The sequence below is a fragment of the Thiohalomonas denitrificans genome (assembly GCF_016841685.1).
GTDB classification, from domain to species: domain Bacteria; phylum Pseudomonadota; class Gammaproteobacteria; order Thiohalomonadales; family Thiohalomonadaceae; genus Thiohalomonas; species Thiohalomonas denitrificans_A.
The window spans coordinates 20,171-38,420 of record NZ_JAENYR010000004.1 but is presented as its reverse complement, the minus strand read 5'-3'; the positions used below and the strand labels follow the sequence as shown (position 1 = coordinate 38,420).

At 59.7% G+C, this 18,250-nt stretch carries 20 protein-coding genes; 3 read left to right on the top strand and 17 right to left on the bottom strand.

What is annotated here, in order from left to right:
• Window positions 1-52: 52 nt before the first annotated feature.
• From Q7L05_RS01375 to Q7L05_RS01330, 10 genes are all read right to left on the bottom strand, one after another.
• The gene (locus tag Q7L05_RS01375; RefSeq protein ID WP_303901018.1) at window positions 53-535 is read right to left on the bottom strand and encodes a YajQ family cyclic di-GMP-binding protein; all 483 of its coding nucleotides are present in this window, start codon (window positions 533-535) and stop codon (window positions 53-55) included.
• Between the two features lie 206 nt (window positions 536-741).
• Window positions 742-1,644, bottom strand: a complete 903-nt coding sequence (gene xerD / locus Q7L05_RS01370) for a site-specific tyrosine recombinase XerD (protein WP_303901017.1) — start codon at window positions 1,642-1,644, stop codon at window positions 742-744.
• Window positions 1,631-2,107 carry a methylated-DNA--[protein]-cysteine S-methyltransferase gene (locus tag Q7L05_RS01365; protein ID WP_303901016.1) on the bottom strand — a complete coding sequence of 159 codons (477 nt, stop codon included), beginning with the start codon at window positions 2,105-2,107 and terminating at the stop codon, window positions 1,631-1,633. The genes xerD and Q7L05_RS01365 overlap by 14 nt, the downstream gene beginning before the upstream one ends.
• A complete protein-coding gene (locus tag Q7L05_RS01360; protein ID WP_303901015.1) occupies window positions 2,100-3,950 on the bottom strand; it encodes a hypothetical protein in 1,851 nt (616 codons plus the stop codon). Before Q7L05_RS01360 ends, Q7L05_RS01365 begins: the two co-directional genes overlap by 8 nt.
• A 5-nt stretch (window positions 3,951-3,955) precedes the next feature.
• A complete protein-coding gene (gene rplS / locus Q7L05_RS01355; protein ID WP_303901014.1) occupies window positions 3,956-4,300 on the bottom strand; it encodes a 50S ribosomal protein L19 in 345 nt (114 codons plus the stop codon).
• A 38-nt stretch (window positions 4,301-4,338) separates the two neighbouring features.
• The gene (gene trmD, locus Q7L05_RS01350; RefSeq protein WP_317623076.1) at window positions 4,339-5,115 is read right to left on the bottom strand and encodes a tRNA (guanosine(37)-N1)-methyltransferase TrmD; all 777 of its coding nucleotides are present in this window, start codon (window positions 5,113-5,115) and stop codon (window positions 4,339-4,341) included.
• On the bottom strand, window positions 5,082-5,594 hold the full coding sequence (gene rimM / locus Q7L05_RS01345) for a ribosome maturation factor RimM (RefSeq protein ID WP_303901012.1): 513 nt from the start codon (window positions 5,592-5,594) through the stop codon (window positions 5,082-5,084). The genes trmD and rimM overlap by 34 nt, the downstream gene beginning before the upstream one ends.
• Window positions 5,595-5,610: 16 nt before the next feature.
• Window positions 5,611-5,859, bottom strand: coding sequence for a 30S ribosomal protein S16 (gene rpsP / locus Q7L05_RS01340; protein ID WP_303901011.1), 249 nt, complete (start codon window positions 5,857-5,859; stop codon window positions 5,611-5,613).
• Between the two features lie 175 nt (window positions 5,860-6,034).
• Entirely contained in the window at window positions 6,035-7,405 is a 1,371-nt protein-coding gene (gene ffh / locus Q7L05_RS01335) for a signal recognition particle protein (RefSeq protein ID WP_303901010.1), read from the bottom strand.
• A gap of 280 nt (window positions 7,406-7,685) precedes the next feature.
• Complete coding sequence (locus tag Q7L05_RS01330; RefSeq protein ID WP_303901009.1) at window positions 7,686-8,453, bottom strand: MBL fold metallo-hydrolase; 768 nt, start codon at window positions 8,451-8,453, stop codon at window positions 7,686-7,688.
• 280 nt (window positions 8,454-8,733) lie between these two features.
• On the opposite strand from Q7L05_RS01330, the gene Q7L05_RS01325 reads away from it, so the two are divergent.
• The 3 genes from Q7L05_RS01325 (at window position 8,734) to Q7L05_RS01315 (ending at window position 11,620) form a co-directional block, all read left to right on the top strand.
• Window positions 8,734-9,537 (top strand): cytochrome C assembly family protein, encoded by an 804-nt coding sequence (locus Q7L05_RS01325; protein ID WP_303901008.1) that lies wholly within the window; start codon window positions 8,734-8,736, stop codon window positions 9,535-9,537.
• 71 nt (window positions 9,538-9,608) lie between these two features.
• Complete coding sequence (locus Q7L05_RS01320; RefSeq protein ID WP_303901007.1) at window positions 9,609-10,895, top strand: HlyC/CorC family transporter; 1,287 nt, start codon at window positions 9,609-9,611, stop codon at window positions 10,893-10,895.
• A gap of 122 nt (window positions 10,896-11,017) precedes the next feature.
• Complete coding sequence (locus Q7L05_RS01315) at window positions 11,018-11,620, top strand: FHA domain-containing protein (protein ID WP_303901006.1); 603 nt, start codon at window positions 11,018-11,020, stop codon at window positions 11,618-11,620.
• Window positions 11,621-11,645: 25 nt separating this feature from the next.
• Here the strand turns inward: Q7L05_RS01315 and radA are convergent, their stop codons facing one another.
• The 7 genes from radA to rpsR all read right to left on the bottom strand — a co-directional run bounded on the left by radA (window position 11,646) and on the right by rpsR (window position 18,208).
• Window positions 11,646-13,001: a DNA repair protein RadA gene (gene radA, locus Q7L05_RS01310; protein ID WP_303901005.1), complete on the bottom strand. Its 1,356-nt coding sequence runs from the start codon at window positions 12,999-13,001 to the stop codon at window positions 11,646-11,648.
• A 99-nt stretch (window positions 13,002-13,100) separates the two neighbouring features.
• Window positions 13,101-13,544, bottom strand: coding sequence for an NUDIX hydrolase (locus Q7L05_RS01305; protein ID WP_303901004.1), 444 nt, complete (start codon window positions 13,542-13,544; stop codon window positions 13,101-13,103).
• Window position 13,545: 1 nt separating this feature from the next.
• The gene (gene alr / locus Q7L05_RS01300) at window positions 13,546-14,679 is read right to left on the bottom strand and encodes an alanine racemase (RefSeq protein WP_317623075.1); all 1,134 of its coding nucleotides are present in this window, start codon (window positions 14,677-14,679) and stop codon (window positions 13,546-13,548) included.
• A gap of 1 nt (window position 14,680) precedes the next feature.
• Window positions 14,681-16,075 (bottom strand): replicative DNA helicase, encoded by a 1,395-nt coding sequence (dnaB, locus tag Q7L05_RS01295; RefSeq protein ID WP_303901003.1) that lies wholly within the window; start codon window positions 16,073-16,075, stop codon window positions 14,681-14,683.
• A 417-nt stretch (window positions 16,076-16,492) separates the two neighbouring features.
• Window positions 16,493-16,942: a 50S ribosomal protein L9 gene (gene rplI, locus Q7L05_RS01290; protein WP_303901002.1), complete on the bottom strand. Its 450-nt coding sequence runs from the start codon at window positions 16,940-16,942 to the stop codon at window positions 16,493-16,495.
• 83 nt (window positions 16,943-17,025) lie between these two features.
• The gene (locus tag Q7L05_RS01285) at window positions 17,026-17,934 is read right to left on the bottom strand and encodes a DUF2232 domain-containing protein (RefSeq protein WP_303901001.1); all 909 of its coding nucleotides are present in this window, start codon (window positions 17,932-17,934) and stop codon (window positions 17,026-17,028) included.
• Between the two features lie 49 nt (window positions 17,935-17,983).
• Window positions 17,984-18,208, bottom strand: a complete 225-nt coding sequence (gene rpsR / locus Q7L05_RS01280; RefSeq protein ID WP_092991802.1) for a 30S ribosomal protein S18 — start codon at window positions 18,206-18,208, stop codon at window positions 17,984-17,986.
• Window positions 18,209-18,250 lie beyond the last annotated feature (42 nt).

Below are 18,250 nucleotides of genomic sequence, written 5' to 3'. Positions count from 1 at the left end.
ATTCTGCTTCATTTTCTTTGCGCGCTTGGCGGCTTTGCGGTGAAGATTATTGTCAATCCCGGAAATTGGTGAACTGAAGAGGCTGCCCCAAATCGGCCTGCCGCAGCATGGCCATCGCCGCCTGCAAATCATCGCGCTTTTTACCCGTAATGCGCACCTGTTCGCCCTGAATGGCCGCCTGAACTTTGAGTTTGGCCTCTTTGATCCGCTTCACGATCTGCTTGGCCAGTTCCTTGTCGATGCCTTCACTCAATTTTACCTCCATGTACGCCCGCATTCCGCGCTCTTCCACATCGCCCTCCTTTACAAAACCGACATCAAGACCCCGCTTGCTCATCTTCTGATAGAGGATTTCGAGTATTTGCCGGATCTGGAAGTCGCTCTGCGCCTCCAGGGTCAATCCGCCCTCGCTCTGCTCCACTCGGGCATCGGAACCCTTGAAATCAAAACGGTTGGCCACTTCACGGTTGACCTGATCCACTGCGTTGGTCAGCTCGTGACCGTCAATCTCGGATACCACATCAAACGAAGGCATTCACTTCAACTCCTGTCAGCAAGAACAAGAAATAGTAACGGCAGAAGCGCAAACAGCCCAGCTTCGGCAGCAACATGCAAATCACTTCCGCCCTCCACCCGAACCGAGGGCTTACACCCGTTGACTGGACTCTTTCCCTGCACCCGCTGCAATATGAGGGCAACAGAGCGACGGTCTCCATTTCGATTCAATGTATGCCAGCCCCACTACCCGCGAGGGTGGTGTTCCGCATGCAAGGACTTTAGTCGCTCTCGCGCCACATGGGTGTAGATCTGGGTCGTGGAGAGACTGCTGTGCCCGAGCAGCAGCTGAACCACCCGCAGATCCGCGCCATGGTTAAGAAGATGGGTGGCAAAAGCATGGCGCAGGGTATGGGGTGACAGGCTCTTGCCGATCCCCGCCTGCAAGGAATAGCGTTTAATCAGCTGCCAAAAGGCCTGTCGGGTCATCCCCCGCCCGCGTCGGGTCGGAAACAGCGCTGTTGCTGTCGCGTCGGCGATCAGCTGCGGCCGTCCGTGATGGATGAAACGCTCTATCCAGGTCAGGGCCTCTTCACCGAGCGGTACCAGCCGCTCCTTACTCCCTTTGCCGAGCACCCTGACCAATCCCTGTTGCAGATTGACCTGAGCCATCTGCAGGCCCACCAGTTCAGAAACCCTCAGACCACTGGCGTAGAGGACCTCCAACATGGCTCGGTCGCGCAGACCCAAAGCAGTCCCTACATCAGGTGCCAGCAACAGCCGCTCCACCTCCTCCTCAGTCAATGATTTCGGCAAACCCCTACCCAACTGCGGTGCATCGATGCGCGCCGAAGGGTCTTCATCGAGCCGTCCCTCGCGGACCAGATAACGGAAGAAGCGGCGCACACTGGAAAGCAGCCGAGCGGTACTGCGGGGCCGGGCACCCACCTCCGTTTTCCGGTGCATGTATTCCAGCAGATCGCCTCGACCGGCAGTCAGCAGGTCGCGCCCCTCTCCATTCAGCCAATGGGCGAGATGCAGCAGGTCACTACGATAGGCGGCCAGGGTGTTTTCACTCAACCCTCGCTCCAGCCAGAGCGCATCGAGAAATTTTTCAACGTGTGCAGTGTCACCATCAGACGCTTTCATGCTTTAGCAACCAGGCTTTCAACTCCAGAGGAGGTCCGTCAAGGGCCCCCATGAACCCTCCCGGGCCTGACGCCGAAACGACCCGATGGCAGGGTACTATCAACGCCACCGGGTTGGCCCGGCAAGCACCGGCGACCGCGCGTGATGCGGTACGAAGCTGTCCGGCCAGCTCGCCGTAACTGCGGGTTTGGCCGACCGGTATCGCCGACATGACCTCACGAACCCGTGCCTGAAATGGTGTTCGCGCAGGGGACAGGGGGATCTTCTGGAATGCAACGTGCGGATCGTTGAAGTATTCAGTCAACAGCTCGGCGATGCGTTCCACTTCCGGCTCCCGAGGTGCGATGAGAGCCATTCGCGCAGGGAGGAAATCAAGCGCCTGCAGTCGGCCATCCCGCAAACCAAACCCCAGACGCCAGGCACCCGGCAGCGGCGTGGCGATCACTGCATCAAAGCTAATCACTAACCTGAGAGGGACTATTGCGCAACCGCAATTGCTCGAGTTCCCGGCCCAGAACGGCGCGCCGTTGCGATGACTCGGTGGCTTTCAGCAACTGATGGTAAATGACTTCGGCGTCGGCGAACAAACCGGACTCAGAAAGCGCCTTGGCCGCCTCATAACGCGCGGTCTGGGCCCAGGGGTCCATTGACTCGGCGCCGGGCAGGATGGCCGATTGCAGATAGAGACGTGCGGCGACGCGCAGATTCCCTTGGGCCTTGCGGGAGTCTGCCATCCAGTAGAGCAATTCGCGCTGCAGACGAGGATGTGTGGTCTTCGCGTACAGGGTCTGCAGGAGATCATAGGCGGTATCATGGCGATCGAGGGTCTGCAAATCGAAGATCACCTGCACGAGCCGATCGAGCAGGACGGTTTCCAGTCCGCGGGCGCGTCCGACCATTTCGGTAAGCACGGCCTCGCCTCGCTGAAACTCCCCGCCAAGGAGGAATATCTTGGCCCGGCGCAGTTCCCACATCACCCTTCCCTTGTCCGTTGGCGGTGGCTTCAGCCCCTTCATCAGCTTTGCTGCTTCGGCGAGATCGGAACCGTCTACCGCACGATCGGCAAGTATCCGCCGTATTGTAGCGGGGATCGCTTCGGTTGTGCCGTACCGATCCGACTGCCGATAGAGCGCATGTAGAAGCTTGTCACCGGAGGGCAACGCAATAAGGTTTTCGGCGAAGCGTTCACCGGCTTTCGCCCGCCCGGCTTCGCTACGCGCCTCCACCGACAACAGAGCGTATATCGAGCGGGCTCGGATCGGGTATTTGCGGCTTTCTGTTGCGGCCAAACGCTGCCAGGCAGCATCATCACCCATCAGCAGTTGCTCCCGATTGCCGACTTGTCGGGCATAATCCAGGTACGCATTCCAGAGCCGATCGCTACTCACCCTGACCAGTCCCCGCAAAGCGTTGCCATCACTCTCTTCGGCAATGAGAGGCTCGAGTCCCTGGATCAGACCGGCGAAATCATCATTGGCGGCCGCCGCTTCGATTGCGACACCGCGCCAATACCATTGCGCTTCTTCTTCACCGCCATCGTCTTCGAGTTGCTTCTTTGCCTCCGCAGCAATCCCCTCGGGACCGGCTCCATCACGCAGGCGAGCCAAGGCCAGCAGCGCCTGCGCCGAGGAGTTGCCAACGCTGGTGAGTTCGGCTGCCGCGTCCCCCGGCCGGCCGGCGCCGAGCAGGACTCTGGCTCGCAAAACCGCATCTTCCGTTCCGCCATCCCCGTAATCCTGACGGTGACGCAACATGGCGGTGTAGGCGTCGCCCGACCGCCCTTCGACGACATAGCTGCGAATCACCAGTTGACGCCACTGGCGCAGCTCCTCGGCACCGGCCCTGCGCTGCCAAATCAGGGCCGCCAGCTCCTGCCGCGCCGCCACAGCGTCGGCAGCATGGAGCAGTGCCTTTACACGCTCGGTGGCGGCCCAGATTCCATACGTTGGCGGGGCAGCGTCGGGGACGACTTCCAGCTCGGCAGCCAGCTCCTCCCACGCGTTTTGCCGCCGAAGGATGACGGCGCGCTCCCGCTGCCAGGTGCTCCACGCATCGAAATCGTCCGCCGCATTCGGCTGACTTCGGTCGAGCACCGACAGAGCCAGCTGCGGGGCTCCCGCGCGGGCAAGCCTCGCTGCATCATCCAGGGGCGCAGTATCCACCGCCATTACGGACCCTGTCAGCAACAGCAGGACGAAAAAAAAGCGGACGCCACCGACCAGGTGGCGTCCGCTTCTGCGGCCAGCGCGCCGAGATATGGAGAAGCCGTCTCCCATCATATCCTCGACCAGCCCAGGCAGCTGCAATTCGTTTACAGCTTTTCCTTGATCCGTGCTGCCTTACCCGTACGGCCGCGCAGATAGTACAGCTTGGCCTGGCGTACGACGCCACGGCGCTTGACCTTGATCTCCTGAAGCTGCGGGCTGTACGTCTGAAACGCACGCTCCACACCCTCTCCGCTGGACATCTTGCGCAGCGTGAAAGCCGAGTTCAGTCCACGATTACGCTTGGCGATGCAGACACCTTCAAAGGCCTGCAGACGTTCGCGTTCTCCTTCTCTTACCCGCACCTGAACCACAACCGTATCGCCCGGGCCGAATTCGGGCACCTCGCGGTTCATCTGCTCCGCTTCGAGTTGTTCGATGATATTGCTCATTTGCTCGCTCCCGGAATGAGTCCGTAAACTGTTAATTTTCAATTCTTTGGTGTCTCCCGGCGATATTCCGCCAGGAGCGCGCGGCGTTCGTCATCCAGCTCCACCTGTTCCAACAGGTCCGGGCGCCGTTCCCAGGTACGGCCCAGTGCCTGCTTTAGCCGCCAGCGCTCAATAGCCGCATGGTCACCGGAACGCAGTACCTCCGGCACTTCCCGGTCCGCCACTTTCTCCGGCCGGGTGTAGTGCGGACAATCCAGCAGTCCGTCACTGAACGAATCCTGTTCTGCCGAATCGCTGTGGCCGAGGGCCCCCGGGATCAGGCGCGTCACCGCGTCAATGACCACCATGGCGCCGAGCTCACCCCCTGACAGGACGTAGTCGCCGACAGACAACTCTTCGTCCACTTCGGCCTCGATAAAGCGTTCATCGATGCCCTCGTAGCGCCCGGCGAGTAAAATCAGATGCTCTTCATGCACCAATTCCCGCACACGCGACTGCGTCAGTGGCCGACCCTGTGGCGAGAGGTAGATAACCCGTCCACTGCCGCTGGTGTGCCGAACATCCTGCAGGCACTCGTACAGCGGCGGATAGATCATCACCATCCCCGGCCCACCGCCGTAGGGGCGGTCATCCACCGTGCGGTGCCGGTCGTGGGTATAATTGCGCGGGTTCCAAAGACCCAGCTGCAACAGGCCACGCTCGACAGCCCGTCCAGTAACGCCGAAACCGCTGACTGCCTCGAACATCTCCGGAAACAGCGTCATGACATCGATCCGCAATGCTAGAACTCCGGATCCCAGTCGACGGTCAGGCATCTGCCCTCCAGATCCACCGAGATGATCACCTCATCGACAAACGGGATCAACCGCTCCCGCTCGCCGGCGACCACCAGTACATCATTGGCCCCGGTCTCCATCAGGTGATCGACTCGCCCCAGCTGTTCACCGCCGACAGTCACCACCTCAAGGCCAATCAAATCCGACCAGTAGTACTCTCCCGGTCCCGCCTTTGGCAGTTGCTCACGTGTGATGGCGATGTCGGCGCCTATCAGCGCCCGTGCCTCCTCACGGTCATCGCAACCCTCCAGGAGGGCGACCACTGCCTTACCGTGCCGCCGCCCCTTGAGCAGCGAATGCCGAACCCACCGATCACCCTCACGCAGATACCAGGCCGAGTATTGCAGAATGTTCTCACGCGGTTGCGTGTGCGAGAACACCTTTACCCAACCCCCAACACCATAGAGACCGGATACCCGGCCCAGCAGCACGTAGCTATCCGGGTCCGCATTGCCCATGGGGCGCTGTCCGATCTTACGCGGCAGCTGCGCTCTGCTTGATCAGATCGGCCACGCGCTCGGAGGCCTTGGCCCCTTTCGACAACCAGTAATCGACCCGCTCACGATCGAGGCGGACCCGCTCTTCCTTGCCGCTCGCCACCGGGTTGAAAAAGCCGATGCGTTCAATAAAACGACCGTCCCTGCGGTTGCGACTATCGGTCACGACGATGCTGTAAAAAGGGCGCTTCTTGGCGCCGCCGCGAGCTAAACGAATGGTTACCATTCTCGCTAGATCCTCGTCTCCAAAAACAAACGGGGCCGCCTTTGGCGACCCGCCAGAACCCTAAGAAGCCGGGTATTGTACGACAGCTATTCGCTAGTGGCTAGTAGCTAATGCGCGGGAGCAGCAATGATGGACAGTCACTGCGCTGCCTTGCCGACTCCACGGTGGCCCAACACTAGAACGGCGGCATTCCGGGCGGCATTCCGCCGCCGCCTTTGAGGCCCCGCATCATCTTGGCCATGCCGCCTTTCTTTTTCATGCGCTTCATCATCTTCTGCATCTGCGCGAACTGCTTGAGCAGACGATTCACCTCCTGCACCTGCGTCCCGGAACCGGTCGCGATCCGGCGCTTGCGAGAGCCCTTGATAAGGTCCGGTTTGCGCCGTTCGAAGGGCGTCATGGAGCCGATAATGGCCTCCATGCGGCGGAATTCCTTGTCATTGACCTGCTTTTTGGCCGCATCGGGGACACCGGACATCCCGGGCAGCTTGTCCATCAGGCCGGCCACGCCACCCATGCTCCCGAGCTGCTGAAGCTGTTGACGGAAATCCTCCAGGTCAAAGCCCTGGCCCTTTTTGAACTTGGTGGCTAGTTTCTCTGCCTTTTCATGGTCGACCGTGCGCTGAACTTCCTCGACCAGCGAAACCACATCGCCCATATCCAGAATACGGGAGGCCACCCGTTCCGGATGGAAGGGTTCCAGAGCCGTGGTCTTCTCGCCGACACCCAGGAATTTGATCGGGCGGCCGGTGATATGCCGAACCGACAATGCCGCACCGCCGCGCGCATCGCCGTCCGCCTTCGTCAGCACCACGCCAGTCAGCGGCAGGGCATCGCCAAAGGCCTTGGCCGTATTGGCCGCGTCCTGGCCAGTCATGCTATCGACCACGAAGAGGGTCTCGACCGGCTCTACCGTCTCGTGCAGGCGCCGGATTTCACCCATCATCGACTCGTCAATGTGAAGGCGGCCCGCGGTATCGACGATCACCACTTCAATAAGCTTTTTGCGGGCATGCTCAACGGCACCGCGGGCGATATCGACCGGCTTCTGGTCAGTGGTGCTGGGGTAGAACTCTACCTCGACCTCCCGCGCCAGGGTCTCCAGCTGGTCGATGGCGGCGGGACGGTATATGTCGGTGCTCACCACCAAAACCGATTTTTTTCGCTGTTCGCGCAGAAAGCGCGCCAGTTTGGCCGTGCTGGTGGTCTTACCAGAGCCCTGCAGGCCCGCCATCAGCACAACGGCAGGAGGTTGGACGTCGAGCTGGAGGTCTTCATTGGCCTCGCCCATGATCGCCACCAACTCATCGTTGACGATCTTGACCAGGGCCTGGCCGGGTGTGAGACTCTCCAGAACATCCTTGCCGACGGCGCGCTCACGCACATGATTGACGAACTCTTTCACTACCGGCAGGGCGACATCCGCCTCCAGCAGTGCCATGCGCACCTCGCGCATGGTGTCCTTGATATTTTCCTCGGTCAGTCGACCGGTCCCGCGGAGGTTACGCAGGGTCTTGGAAAGTCGTTCAGTGAGGTTTTCAAACATAACAACCAGCCGCATCATGGGAACGGCGCCAATCGGCGATTGGACCGGCCCGAAAAAGAACTATCCAGAAGATTTCATGAATTCGTGCCGAGATCGCGCAAGGTATTGCTTTCATGAGGAACTTTTCAAAGGAACGGCGAATCGGCCAGGTCTATGGACGGACCTGTTGGGGCGAAGCAGGATGCCCGAGCCGAGATTACGGCCGACTAAGAAAATATTTCTTGTAGAATCAAGAGACAAGCGAGATCGGTGCGAATTCATGAAAGAGATTTAAGTATCATTATACCGTAAAAATCTCTCCGCCCGACAACTGCTCAAGCTTGCGGTTGGAGATCACCGCCCGGCACTCATCCATAATCTGACGCTCTTCGCCGGGTTTTGCATGGGAAAGATAGACCGCGGGACGGTGGTTTAGTTTGACCAAATCTTCGGCAAGGATATTCGGGCAGTAGTGGCGTGCCTGTCGGCAAAGCTCCTGCCGCGCATTAGAGAAGGCACACTCCACGATCAGCAAATCCAACCGTTCCAGCCCATTGAGAGCGTTCCAGAGGGTGTGATTGCAGGTAGTATCGCCGCTGAACGCGAAAACCCCGCCGTCCCGGGCGGTGACGATGTAACCGACCGTCGGCACAACATGATTGACCGGCACCATGCGAAAGCGCCGACCGTCCAGAACCGCTTCTTCACCCGGTTTCATCGGAACGTAGCGCAGCACCGGGCTATCGGGATGCGGGAGGCTGGTAAAATCGGGCCAGACTACCCAATTGAACATATGCTCACGAAGTGCACTGATGGTTTCCGGCAGAGCATGGACCGTAATTGGCTCTTCGGCACGATCGAACATGCTGTCCAGCAGCAGCGGGATCGCATGTACATGGTCGAGATGTGAGTGGGTTAGCACGATATGCTTGATCCGCTCCATCTCACTTAGGGTCAAATCACCGACACCGCTACCGGCATCGATGAGGACATCGTCATCAACGAGAAAGGAAGTGGTCCGGTGACCAGCAGCGATACCACCGCTGCAGCCTAAAATCCGCAGTTGCATCAGGTTCTCCGGAGGCCTTTCTCTATTTCACTTAAGTTTTATGCGTGTTCGGCGCTTTTCGGAGCCACGCCGGGGAGTTTTTGATCTAACCTGCTCTTTGTAGCATGTTTGTGCAAACAGCGACAAACGCTGAATGACGAATCCGAGAACCGTAGCACTGGCTAAATGTCGACAGGTATTGCGGTATGTGGAGGGTTTGGCATTTTAATAGTGAGGCAAGCCCATTCACGTAACCCTTCGGTTATGAGAACATTTGTTTTCTTTTTTAAAGCGTACACGAATGGATACGGTTCTGGTCACAGTAGCTCTACTCTTTTATCTGGGAGCCGCCGGACTTCTGGGACGGCGCATGGCGCGCGGTTCCCGGGCCGGAGAGCAAAGTAAATACCTGCCCCTTGTTTTGGGGTTTGGTGCCGTGCTCGCCCATGGAGTTGTCCTTTACGGGGCACTGCTCGGTCCGGAGGCCCTCAACCTTTCATTCTTCAATGTGCTCTCGCTGGCTGGCTGGCTTATCGCCCTCCTCGTACTCCTGTCTGCGTTGGGACAACCGGTGGAGAACCTGGCAATTGCCATTTTTCCGATTGCAACCCTGGGGCTGCTGGCGCAAGTATTGGCGCCGGTGAATCCGACTTTGGTACCACGGACCCCGGTGGGTCTGGAGATCCACATTCTGCTTTCCCTGGCATCCTATAGTCTGCTGGCTATCGCCGCACTGCAGGCGATGCTGCTCGCCTTGCAGGACCGACAGCTGCGCAACCGCCGCCCGGGAGGCTTTATTCGAGCGCTTCCGCCGCTTGAGACCATGGAGATACTGCTTTTCCGGCTGATCGGCGTCGGTTATCTGCTACTGACGTTTTCGCTCATCAGTGGCGCCCATTACCTGGAAAATATCTTTGCCCAGCATCTGGTGCATAAAACCGTACTTTCCATCATCGCCTGGGCCGTGTTCGCGGTGCTGCTATGGGGACGGCTGCAGTTCGGTTGGCGCGGGCGCACGGCTATCCGCTGGACGCTGGGAGGTTTCATGGTGCTCGTACTGGCCTATTTCGGCAGTAAACTGGTGCTGGAACTGGTTCTTCGCTAGTGTACTGTTGACACGGACCGGTCGACCCCTTAGTAATACTCTATCGAGTTTAAGTCGAGGCTTTCACCCTTTTGCTAAACGACATCCCGATCGGCGCCCTACTCGGCGCTCTCGTCTTTCTTGTTATCCTCTCCGCGTTTTTCTCCGGTTCCGAGACGGGCCTCATCAGCCTGAATCGCTATCGACTGCGGCATATGGCAAAGGATGGTCACCCCGGAGCACTGCGGGCCAGCCGCCTGCTCAAGCGTCCGGATCGGCTGATCGGACTCATTTTGCTCGGCAACAACTTCGTCAACATTCTCGCTTCGGCGCTGGCAACGATTGTCGCCATACGGCTGGTGGGCGAAGCGGGTCCCCTGGTGGCCACGGCGGTGCTGACCGTCGTCATCCTGCTTTTTGCCGAAGTCACACCTAAAACCCTGGCTGCGCTGCACCCGGAACGGATAGCCTTCCCCGCCAGTTTTATCCTTGGCCCGCTGCTGAAAGTGTTCTATCCGCTGGTATGGCTTATCAACATTATCGCCAACGGCCTGCTGCGCCTGCTCGGCGTTTCGACGCGGGACGTAGACAGCTCTCATCTCTCCTCTGAAGAGCTTCGGACCGTGGTGAATGAAGCGGGTACCATGATTCCGCGCCGTCACCAGAAGATGTTGCTCAATATCCTGGATCTGGAAAAGGCGACCGTGGAGGACATCATGATCCCGCGCAACGAGATTGCCGGGATCGATCTGGAGGACGAATGGACTGATATCGTTGATCAGCTCACCAACAGCCAGCACACCCGCTTGCCAGTCTACCGGGGCGGTATCGATAATGTGGTGGGCATCGTCCACCTGCGGGACCTTCTCGCGCTACAGCAGCACAGCGAACTGGACATGGAACGCTTTATGGATCGGATTCGGGAGGTCTATTTCATTCCCGAAGCCACGCGTCTCAACACCCAGTTGCTGAATTTTCAAAAACAGCGGCACCGCATGGGTCTGGTGGTGGACGAATATGGCGATATCCAGGGTCTGGTCACCCTCGACGATATCCTCGAAGAGATCGTGGGTGAATTCACCACCGGCCCCGGAACCACTCTCAAGGAGATCCACCCCCAGGAAGACGGCACCTATCTGGTGGACGGCAGCGCCAATGTGCGGGAGCTGAATCGCATCATGAACTGGTCCCTCCCGACGGAGGGTGCCAAAACCCTCAACGGAATGTTGATCGAGTATCTTGAAACCATTCCCGAACCGGGTACCAGCGTTCTGCTGAACGGCTATCCCCTGGAAGTGGTGCAGACCGGTGCCAGCGCCATCAAAACCGTACGTGTGGATCCGCTGTACCGAAAAGCCCGCCACAAGGACACCGAATAGCGGGCATCCGCCTCCTGACCAGAAAAATGCGCCGCTGGTCACAACGCCTTGCCATCCCCCTACACCCGGACTTCTACAAAGCCTATAATGGCGCCGCCAATCAATAGTTTTTGGAGCAATCCGTGTCCAGACTGACCCTCTCGTTCAAGGGCAAGATGCTGAAGATCTTCCCTCTCGAAAAGGAAGAGGTGGTCATCGGCAGTTCGCCGGAATGTGACATTACTATCGACAGCCTGGCAGTACATGAGAAGCATGCGCGCCTGGATCGCAGCGGCGGCAACTGGCGGCTCAAGGACCTGGATAGCCCCGGCGGCACTTTTGTCAATGGGAAGAAGATCGACGTTCAAACCCTCGAAAGCGGTGATGAGATAGCTATCGGCAAGCATACGCTGGAAGCGGACTTCGACGTCCCCATGCCGGAGACGATCGCCAGCGACAGCGACCTGATACCGGCCCGCAAAGCCAAAAACGCCTGGCTGCAGTTGCTGAACGGCCAGAATGTCGGCAAAACCATCAGCCTGAATCGAAACCTCTACAATCTGGGCAAACCCGGCGTGCAGGCGGCCGTAATCGCTCGACGTAACGAGGGTTTCTTTCTCTCCCATCTGGAAGGCGATCACCCACCGGAGGTTAACGATACCTCGATCGGCGATCACAGCTGGCTTCTGGAAGATGGCGATACCATCCAGATCGGAAACGTGAAAATGCAGTTCTATCTGCAGTAGGGAGCGGTCGACAAAGAGTGCACCCCTACAGGGCGTCCAGCGCCTCTGAAAGTCGGGCGACACCGACCACCTCGATACCCTCCATGGCCTTTTTGGGCGCATTGGCAGCGGGTACGATGGCGCGGGTAAAACCATGCTTGACCGCCTCCCGCAGGCGGTCCTCACCATTTGGCACCGGGCGGATTTCGCCGGCCAGTCCCACTTCTCCGAAAGTTATCAGTTTCTCCGGGAGCGGCCGGTCCCGCAAGCTGGAGAGAATGGCCAAAAGCAGCGCCAGATCGGCACCCGTTTCGGTGACCCGCACGCCACCAACCACATTGACGAAGACATCCTGATCGTAAGTAGCGACCCCACCGTGGCGATGCAGAACGGCGAGCAGAATGGCCAGACGGTTCTGCTCCAGCCCGACGGTAACCCGGCGGGGATTGGACAAATGGCTCTCGTCCACTAAAGCCTGTACTTCGGCAAGCAGTGGCCGGCTGCCCTCGAGCGTCACCATTACCGCAGAGCCGGATATGGGGCTTTGATGGCGCGAGAGAAAGATTGCGGAAGGATTCGAGACATCTTTCAGGCCGGTTTCACTCATGGCGAAGACGCCAAGCTCGTTGACCGCGCCAAAACGGTTCTTGAAGGCACGGATCACGCGAAAACGGCTGCCGCTCTGCCCCTCGAAATAGAGCACGGTGTCCACCATATGCTCCAGCACCCGCGGGCCTGCCAGTTGTCCGTCCTTGGTGACATGCCCCACCAGGAACAGCGCCGCGCCGCTCTCTTTGGCATACCGCACCAGTTGTGCAGCACTTTCGCGAACCTGACCTACCGCGCCGGGGGCCGACTGAAGCGTCTCGGTATAGATTGTCTGAATGGAGTCGATGACCAGCACCCGGGGCCGGTGTTGTTGGGCCGCGGCAAGGACCGCCTCGACACGAGTCTCCGGAAGCATTTGCAGGTGCTCCGCGGCCAGATTCAGTCGCTGGGCCCGCAGACTCACCTGCTGGGGCGACTCCTCGCCACTCACGTAGAGCGTGGCATTCCGCTCACTTAGACCGGCCAGCGTCTGCAGCAGCAGGGTGGATTTCCCGATCCCCGGATCACCCCCCAAAAGAACCACCGAACCCGGCACCAGGCCACCGCCGAGCACCCGATCGAATTCGCCACTTCCGGTGAGGGTCCGTACCACATGGTCTGCCGGCACATCAGAAAGCCGCTGCACCCTGGCCGGTCCGGCGGCACCGGCATAGCCCCGGTGGCGGACCGGTGCAGAGACCTCGACGTCTTCCTCGAGCGTATTCCAATCGCCGCAGTCGGCACACTGCCCCGCCCACTTCGGGGCCTGGGCGCCACAACTGCGACAGCTGAAAACCGTTTTTGCCTTGGCCAAAATTTCTCCTGAACACCTGAGTGGTCAACTGCAAAGAGCGCAAGGGTTTAGTCGCTTCAACCCAGGTCATGCACTACTCGCCTGGCGCATTACACCCGATCACCGGGATGGTGGCGGGACCTCCATCGGATAGAGGGTGGCGAGGCAGTTCCGGGTTGTCCGGTTTACCGGAACACGCCCCAACTCGGACAATTTCACCCAAGCCGCATCCTCGGCATCGCTGGCGGCGCAAGGTTCGCCTGCGACGTATTCGCCATACAGATCGATAACCACGTAATGAACGTCGGGGGTTCCCCCTTCGGTCGGCTCAATGTGCTCGAAGGTGTAGACCGGGTCGGTCGCACGAATGGTCACGCCGGTCTCTTCCATCAGCTCCCGCTCGGCAGCGGCGACCAGGGTTTCCCCCCACTCGACCCGTCCGCCGGGGATGGCCCACTCTCCCTGATTTGGCGCTCGCCCCCTTTTTACCAACAGGACCGCATCGGCCCGCCGAACCACAGCCCCCACCCCCAGGATCGGCGACCTCTTGGGGCCTTTGGCCATATCAGTCAGATGTCACTTCTTCGCAGCGAACCCGCTGAGTCACGCCGCACAGCAGCTCATAAGCTATCGTCCCGGCGCGCTCGGCGATGAGCTCCGCGGGCAACCCTTCGCCCCAAAGCACTACCGGATCACCCGCCCGGGCGTGAGGCTGACCACGGAGATCAACCGTGATCATATCCATCGAGACGCGGCCAATCAGTGGAACCGGTTTGCCGTTGAGCAGCACCGGTGTACCGGCCGGGGCATGCCGGGGATAGCCATCGCCATAACCGACGGCCACGACACCGACCGGGAGCGTCTCCGGCGCACGCCAGGTACCTCCATATCCTACGGCTCCCCCCTTGGGGATGTGATTGACGGCAATGAGCTCGGAATGCAGCGTCATCACCGGGCGCAGCTTTGCCTCGGGGCCCCTTCCCTCCAGGAAAGGTGAAATCCCGTAGAGCATCACTCCAGGACGGATCCACTCCACGTGACTTTCCGGCCATCCCAGCACACCGGCGGAATTAGCGATCGCCCGCTCGCCCGGCAATCCCTGAACCGTCTCTTCAAACAGGGCGAGCTGCCGGGGCGTGGCCGGATCGGTTTGGTCGTCGGCGCAGGCCAGGTGGGTCATGAATCCCACCACCTCGACACCCTCCAGCGCGTTTAGACGGCGCCAAATGCCTCGGGTCGCTCCCGGCGCAAAGCCCAGCCGATGCATGCCCGTATCCACTTTGATCCACACCCGAACCGGCCCGTAGTGGCTACGCTCCAACGCCTCCACCTGAGAGGCCTCGTGGACTACTGCCTCGAAGTGGTAAGCCTGAAGCAGCGGGATCTCATTGGCTTGGAAAAAACCTTCCAAAAGGGTGATGGGGGCCTCGATGCCTGCCATGCGCAGGGCCAGGGCCTCGTTGATGCACGCTACCCCCAAGGCATCGGCGCCCTGCAGGGCCGTGGCCACACGCTCGAGCCCATGGCCGTAGCCATTGGCCTTGATGGCCGCCATGATCTTGGCACGGGGCGCGATAACGCGGGCGACCGAAAGGTTATGTCGTAGTGCGCCCAGGTCAATCGTCACCCGCGTTGCCCGGCCCACAATGGCCTGAGCCGCGGAGACTCCGGTTGCCGACGAGGAGGACCCAGCGATCACGTCAATGGCCTCCCGACGCTCCGTAATCGTTGCCCGCAAAATTGGCAAACTGAGTGTACTGGCCGAGGAAGGCCACACGCACGGTTCCGATGGGACCGTTACGCTGTTTTCCAATGATGATTTCGGCGGTGCCCCTGTCGGCGCTGTCTTCGTTGTAGACCTCGTCGCGATAGATGAAGGCGATCACATCCGCGTCCTGCTCAATGGCTCCGGACTCACGCAAATCCGACATTATCGGCCGCTTGTTGGGACGCTGCTCCAGGCTGCGATTGAGCTGAGAGAGCGCTATAACCGGGACGTTGAGCTCCTTCGCGAGCCCTTTCAAGGAGCGGGAGATCTCGGAAATCTCGGTGGCGCGGTTTTCACCACCCCCGACGACCTGCATCAGCTGCAGGTAGTCGATGACGATCAGTCCCAGACCGTGCTCCCGCGCGAGGCGCCGGGCACGGGCCCGCAGATCGGTGGGGGTGAGTCCAGGGGTATCGTCAATATAGATGGGGGCTTCGGAGAGAATACCGACCGCCGAAGTCAGCCGCGGCCAGTCGTCGTCACCCAGCTTGCCGGTACGAACCTTATGCTGATCGATGCGCCCGAGGGAGGACATCATGCGCATGGCCAATTGCTCGCCAGGCATCTCCATGGAGAAAATGGCCACCGGAACCTGATGCTTGATCGCCGCATTCTCGGCGATATTCATTGCGAATGTGGTTTTGCCCATGGAGGGGCGACCGGCAACGATGATTAAGTCGGAACGCTGAAGGCCCGAGGTCTTGTCATCAAAGTCAGTAAAGCCGGTGGGCACGCCGGTGATGGCGTTGTCCTGGCTGAACAGGTAATCGATGCGGTCGACCGCATCGACCAGCAGTTCCTTGATGCCCTTGAAACCGGCCCGGTCGCGATTGCCTTGATCGGCAATCTCGAAGACGCGTTTCTCCGCCTGATCGAGCAGTTCATGAACCGGACGCCCTTCCGGATAATAACCACTGTCGGCGATGGTGTTTGCGACATCAATAAGCTGGCGCAACACCGAACGTTCACGAACGATATTCGCGTAGGACTTGATGTTGGCGGCACTGGGGGTGTTACTGGCAAGCGAACCCAGGTAGGCGATCCCACCGAGATGTTCGAGTTCCCCCAAGTTGTCCAGCCACTCCGCCAGCGTGACTACGTCAAAAGGTTTGGCCTCTTCCGCCAGGCGGCGGATGGCTTGAAAGATCAGACGGTGGTCACGACGGTAAAAATCGGGATCGCTGACCCGATCGGCCACCTTTTCCCACGCCCCGTTATCGAGCATGAGACCGCCGAGGACCGACTGTTCGGCCTCAATCGAATGCGGAGGGACTTTCAGCGCCGCGGTAGCGTCATCGCGGGCGAATGGTACTGTACTTTCCTGCATGGGCATAAGCCAGAATCACACCCGGAGGATGAGGTCACCAGAATGCCGGGAAATCCGGCCCACGACAAGCTATTCGATCCCGACGATTTGCGCCATTCCGCACTTCGGATGCGAATATCCGTCGCTGTATTCCCCGGACCGCATGAGTGGCAGTCCGGGGGCATCCAGGAGCCTGTCCGAGAATAGACTGATCGGCTCGGGCATCCTGCTTCGCTCTACCGAGTGCTTCCCTGCACTCGTCGGCTCGGGCACCCTCGATAATAGGTTCAGACATTCTCTACTGCCGCCATCCACGGCGGGATGCATCGCTCTAACGACTGCGTCCATGCAGTCGTATTCACCTCAAATGCCTGAAAAATCTGACCTAATCAATCCTGCCCTCGTGACGGTCGCTATTCTCGGACAGGCATCCAGGTATCAGTCAGCCTCGACCACCACCTTGATCGTCTGATAGACGTCCGACTCGAACTGGACATCGATGTCGTACTCGCCAACGGCGCGCAGCGGGCCTTCGGGCATCTGCACTTCGCGCTTTTCGACTTCCATACCGGCCGCCGTAATGGCATCGGCGATATCCGCCGAACTGATGGAGCCGAACAGCTTGCCCTCTTCGCCGGCATTGGCCTTCAGGGTCACCGTTCCCAGCTCAGCCAGTTTATCGGCGCGAGCCTGTGCAGCGGAGCGCACTTCGGCCGCCTTCTTTTCCAGCTCGGCACGACGCTCTTCGAATTCAGCCAGATTCTTAGCTGTCGCCATGACCGCCTGACCGGTCGGAATCAGGAAATTCCGGCCATATCCGGACTTCACGGCAACCTTGTCGCCCAGGTTGCCCAGGTTGCGAACGTTCTCCAGCAGGATTATTTCCATCTCGATACCTCGACTCTCTATAGTCTTTATGACTCTCTATAGTCTTTATCGCCCCGCGCCCCCGGCGCCAGGCAACCACACTGTCATTTATCATCTTCGGAACGGCCGAAATAAGTGCGAAAGCCGAACCAATTATCCACCATCCCCAGTACCGCCAAGGTAACTGCCGTCTGCGGCAGTGCCAAGAGGAGTAGCAAATAAACCGCCACCAGCCAACCGACACTTGCCCTGACGCCGGCCACCAAACCGTGAACCACGGCTAACCCGTGTATCAGGAACAGCAGCATGATTACCACCAGCAGTTCAGCTGCCATAGCCGCGGCCGGGTCGCCCAGAACAACTGCCGCCCCGATCAACACCAGGGCCACAAGGGTGAGCGGCCGGCCGACAGCCAGACGGTGAAACTCCTCCCGGAAGCCGCCCGGATTATATAGCAACGCCTGCCACCAGCGGGCGATGAAGAGCGCACCGAGTGTGCTCAGCGTCAGTGCCGCGGCAACCGCCCCGGTCATAATCCCGGCCACCTCCCGCAGCACCGGTTCCATGTCCGGCCCGGGTGCCTCGGTTCCGGCTTGCGCCAGCAACTGCCGGTAGGTTTCCATCCACCAGCTGGCCGGGTCGTCAAAGGCTAAGTAGGCCCCCAGGACCAGCAGCCCGCCGAAAAGTCCCGACAAGGCAACGGTTCTGGACAGGCTTACGGTTCGCTGCAATACCGTCGCCAGCACCAGCACCGGCAGCCACAGCACAATGGCGAAACCAGCGGCAATCAAAGGCTGCTGCAGGATCACCGCTGCCAGCAGGCCAACGGCCAGCAATGAACCGGCGAACACAGTGAGTCCACTCCCGGGTCCGGTTCGGAGTGTTACCAGACCCACTGCCGCACCGCTGAAGTAACTGAACGGCGGCAACAGCAGGGACAGCATCGCAGCGACAGTCGTAACCAAAATCGCCTGCATGCGGCCGCGCATGATGTAGGCCGCGAGCAGTTTCATAGCTCTCCCAACCCCTGGGTAGACCGGAGCCTACGGCAGGGTAGTCCTATCAGTGCTTATCGCTATACGGCAGCAGCGCCAGATAGCGAGCCCGCTTGACGGCACGGGCGAGCTGACGCTGATAGCGCGCCTTGGTGCCGGTGATCCGGCTGGGAACGATTTTACCGGATTCGGTGACGTAATTTTTGAGGGTGGCAAGATCCTTGTAATCGATCTCTTTCACGCCCTCGGCGGTAAAACGGCAAAACTTTTTGCGTCGGAAAAAACGAGCCATTTCGGTCTCCTGATCTCTATTCGGTCACGATTCGGACAATGC

What these genes read in the sequence shown, in the direction of transcription:
- Q7L05_RS01375 (WP_303901018.1), bottom strand. Translation starts at nt 535, where the DNA reads ATGCCTTCGTTTGATGTGGTATCCGAGATTGACGGTCACGAGCTGACC.
- xerD (WP_303901017.1), bottom strand. Translation starts at nt 1,644, where the DNA reads ATGAAAGCGTCTGATGGTGACACTGCACACGTTGAAAAATTTCTCGAT.
- rplS (WP_303901014.1), bottom strand. Translation starts at nt 4,300, where the DNA reads ATGAGCAATATCATCGAACAACTCGAAGCGGAGCAGATGAACCGCGAG.
- trmD (WP_317623076.1), bottom strand. Translation starts at nt 5,115, where the DNA reads ATGCCTGACCGTCGACTGGGATCCGGAGTTCTAGCATTGCGGATCGAT.
- rimM (WP_303901012.1), bottom strand. Translation starts at nt 5,594, where the DNA reads ATGGGCAATGCGGACCCGGATAGCTACGTGCTGCTGGGCCGGGTATCC.
- rpsP (WP_303901011.1), bottom strand. Translation starts at nt 5,859, where the DNA reads ATGGTAACCATTCGTTTAGCTCGCGGCGGCGCCAAGAAGCGCCCTTTT.
- ffh (WP_303901010.1), bottom strand. Translation starts at nt 7,405, where the DNA reads ATGTTTGAAAACCTCACTGAACGACTTTCCAAGACCCTGCGTAACCTC.
- Q7L05_RS01330 (WP_303901009.1), bottom strand. Translation starts at nt 8,453, where the DNA reads ATGCAACTGCGGATTTTAGGCTGCAGCGGTGGTATCGCTGCTGGTCAC.
- Q7L05_RS01325 (WP_303901008.1), top strand. Translation starts at nt 8,734, where the DNA reads ATGGATACGGTTCTGGTCACAGTAGCTCTACTCTTTTATCTGGGAGCC.
- Q7L05_RS01305 (WP_303901004.1), bottom strand. Translation starts at nt 13,544, where the DNA reads ATGGCCAAAGGCCCCAAGAGGTCGCCGATCCTGGGGGTGGGGGCTGTG.
- dnaB (WP_303901003.1), bottom strand. Translation starts at nt 16,075, where the DNA reads ATGCAGGAAAGTACAGTACCATTCGCCCGCGATGACGCTACCGCGGCG.
- rplI (WP_303901002.1), bottom strand. Translation starts at nt 16,942, where the DNA reads ATGGAAATAATCCTGCTGGAGAACGTTCGCAACCTGGGCAACCTGGGC.
- Q7L05_RS01285 (WP_303901001.1), bottom strand. Translation starts at nt 17,934, where the DNA reads ATGAAACTGCTCGCGGCCTACATCATGCGCGGCCGCATGCAGGCGATT.
- rpsR (WP_092991802.1), bottom strand. Translation starts at nt 18,208, where the DNA reads ATGGCTCGTTTTTTCCGACGCAAAAAGTTTTGCCGTTTTACCGCCGAG.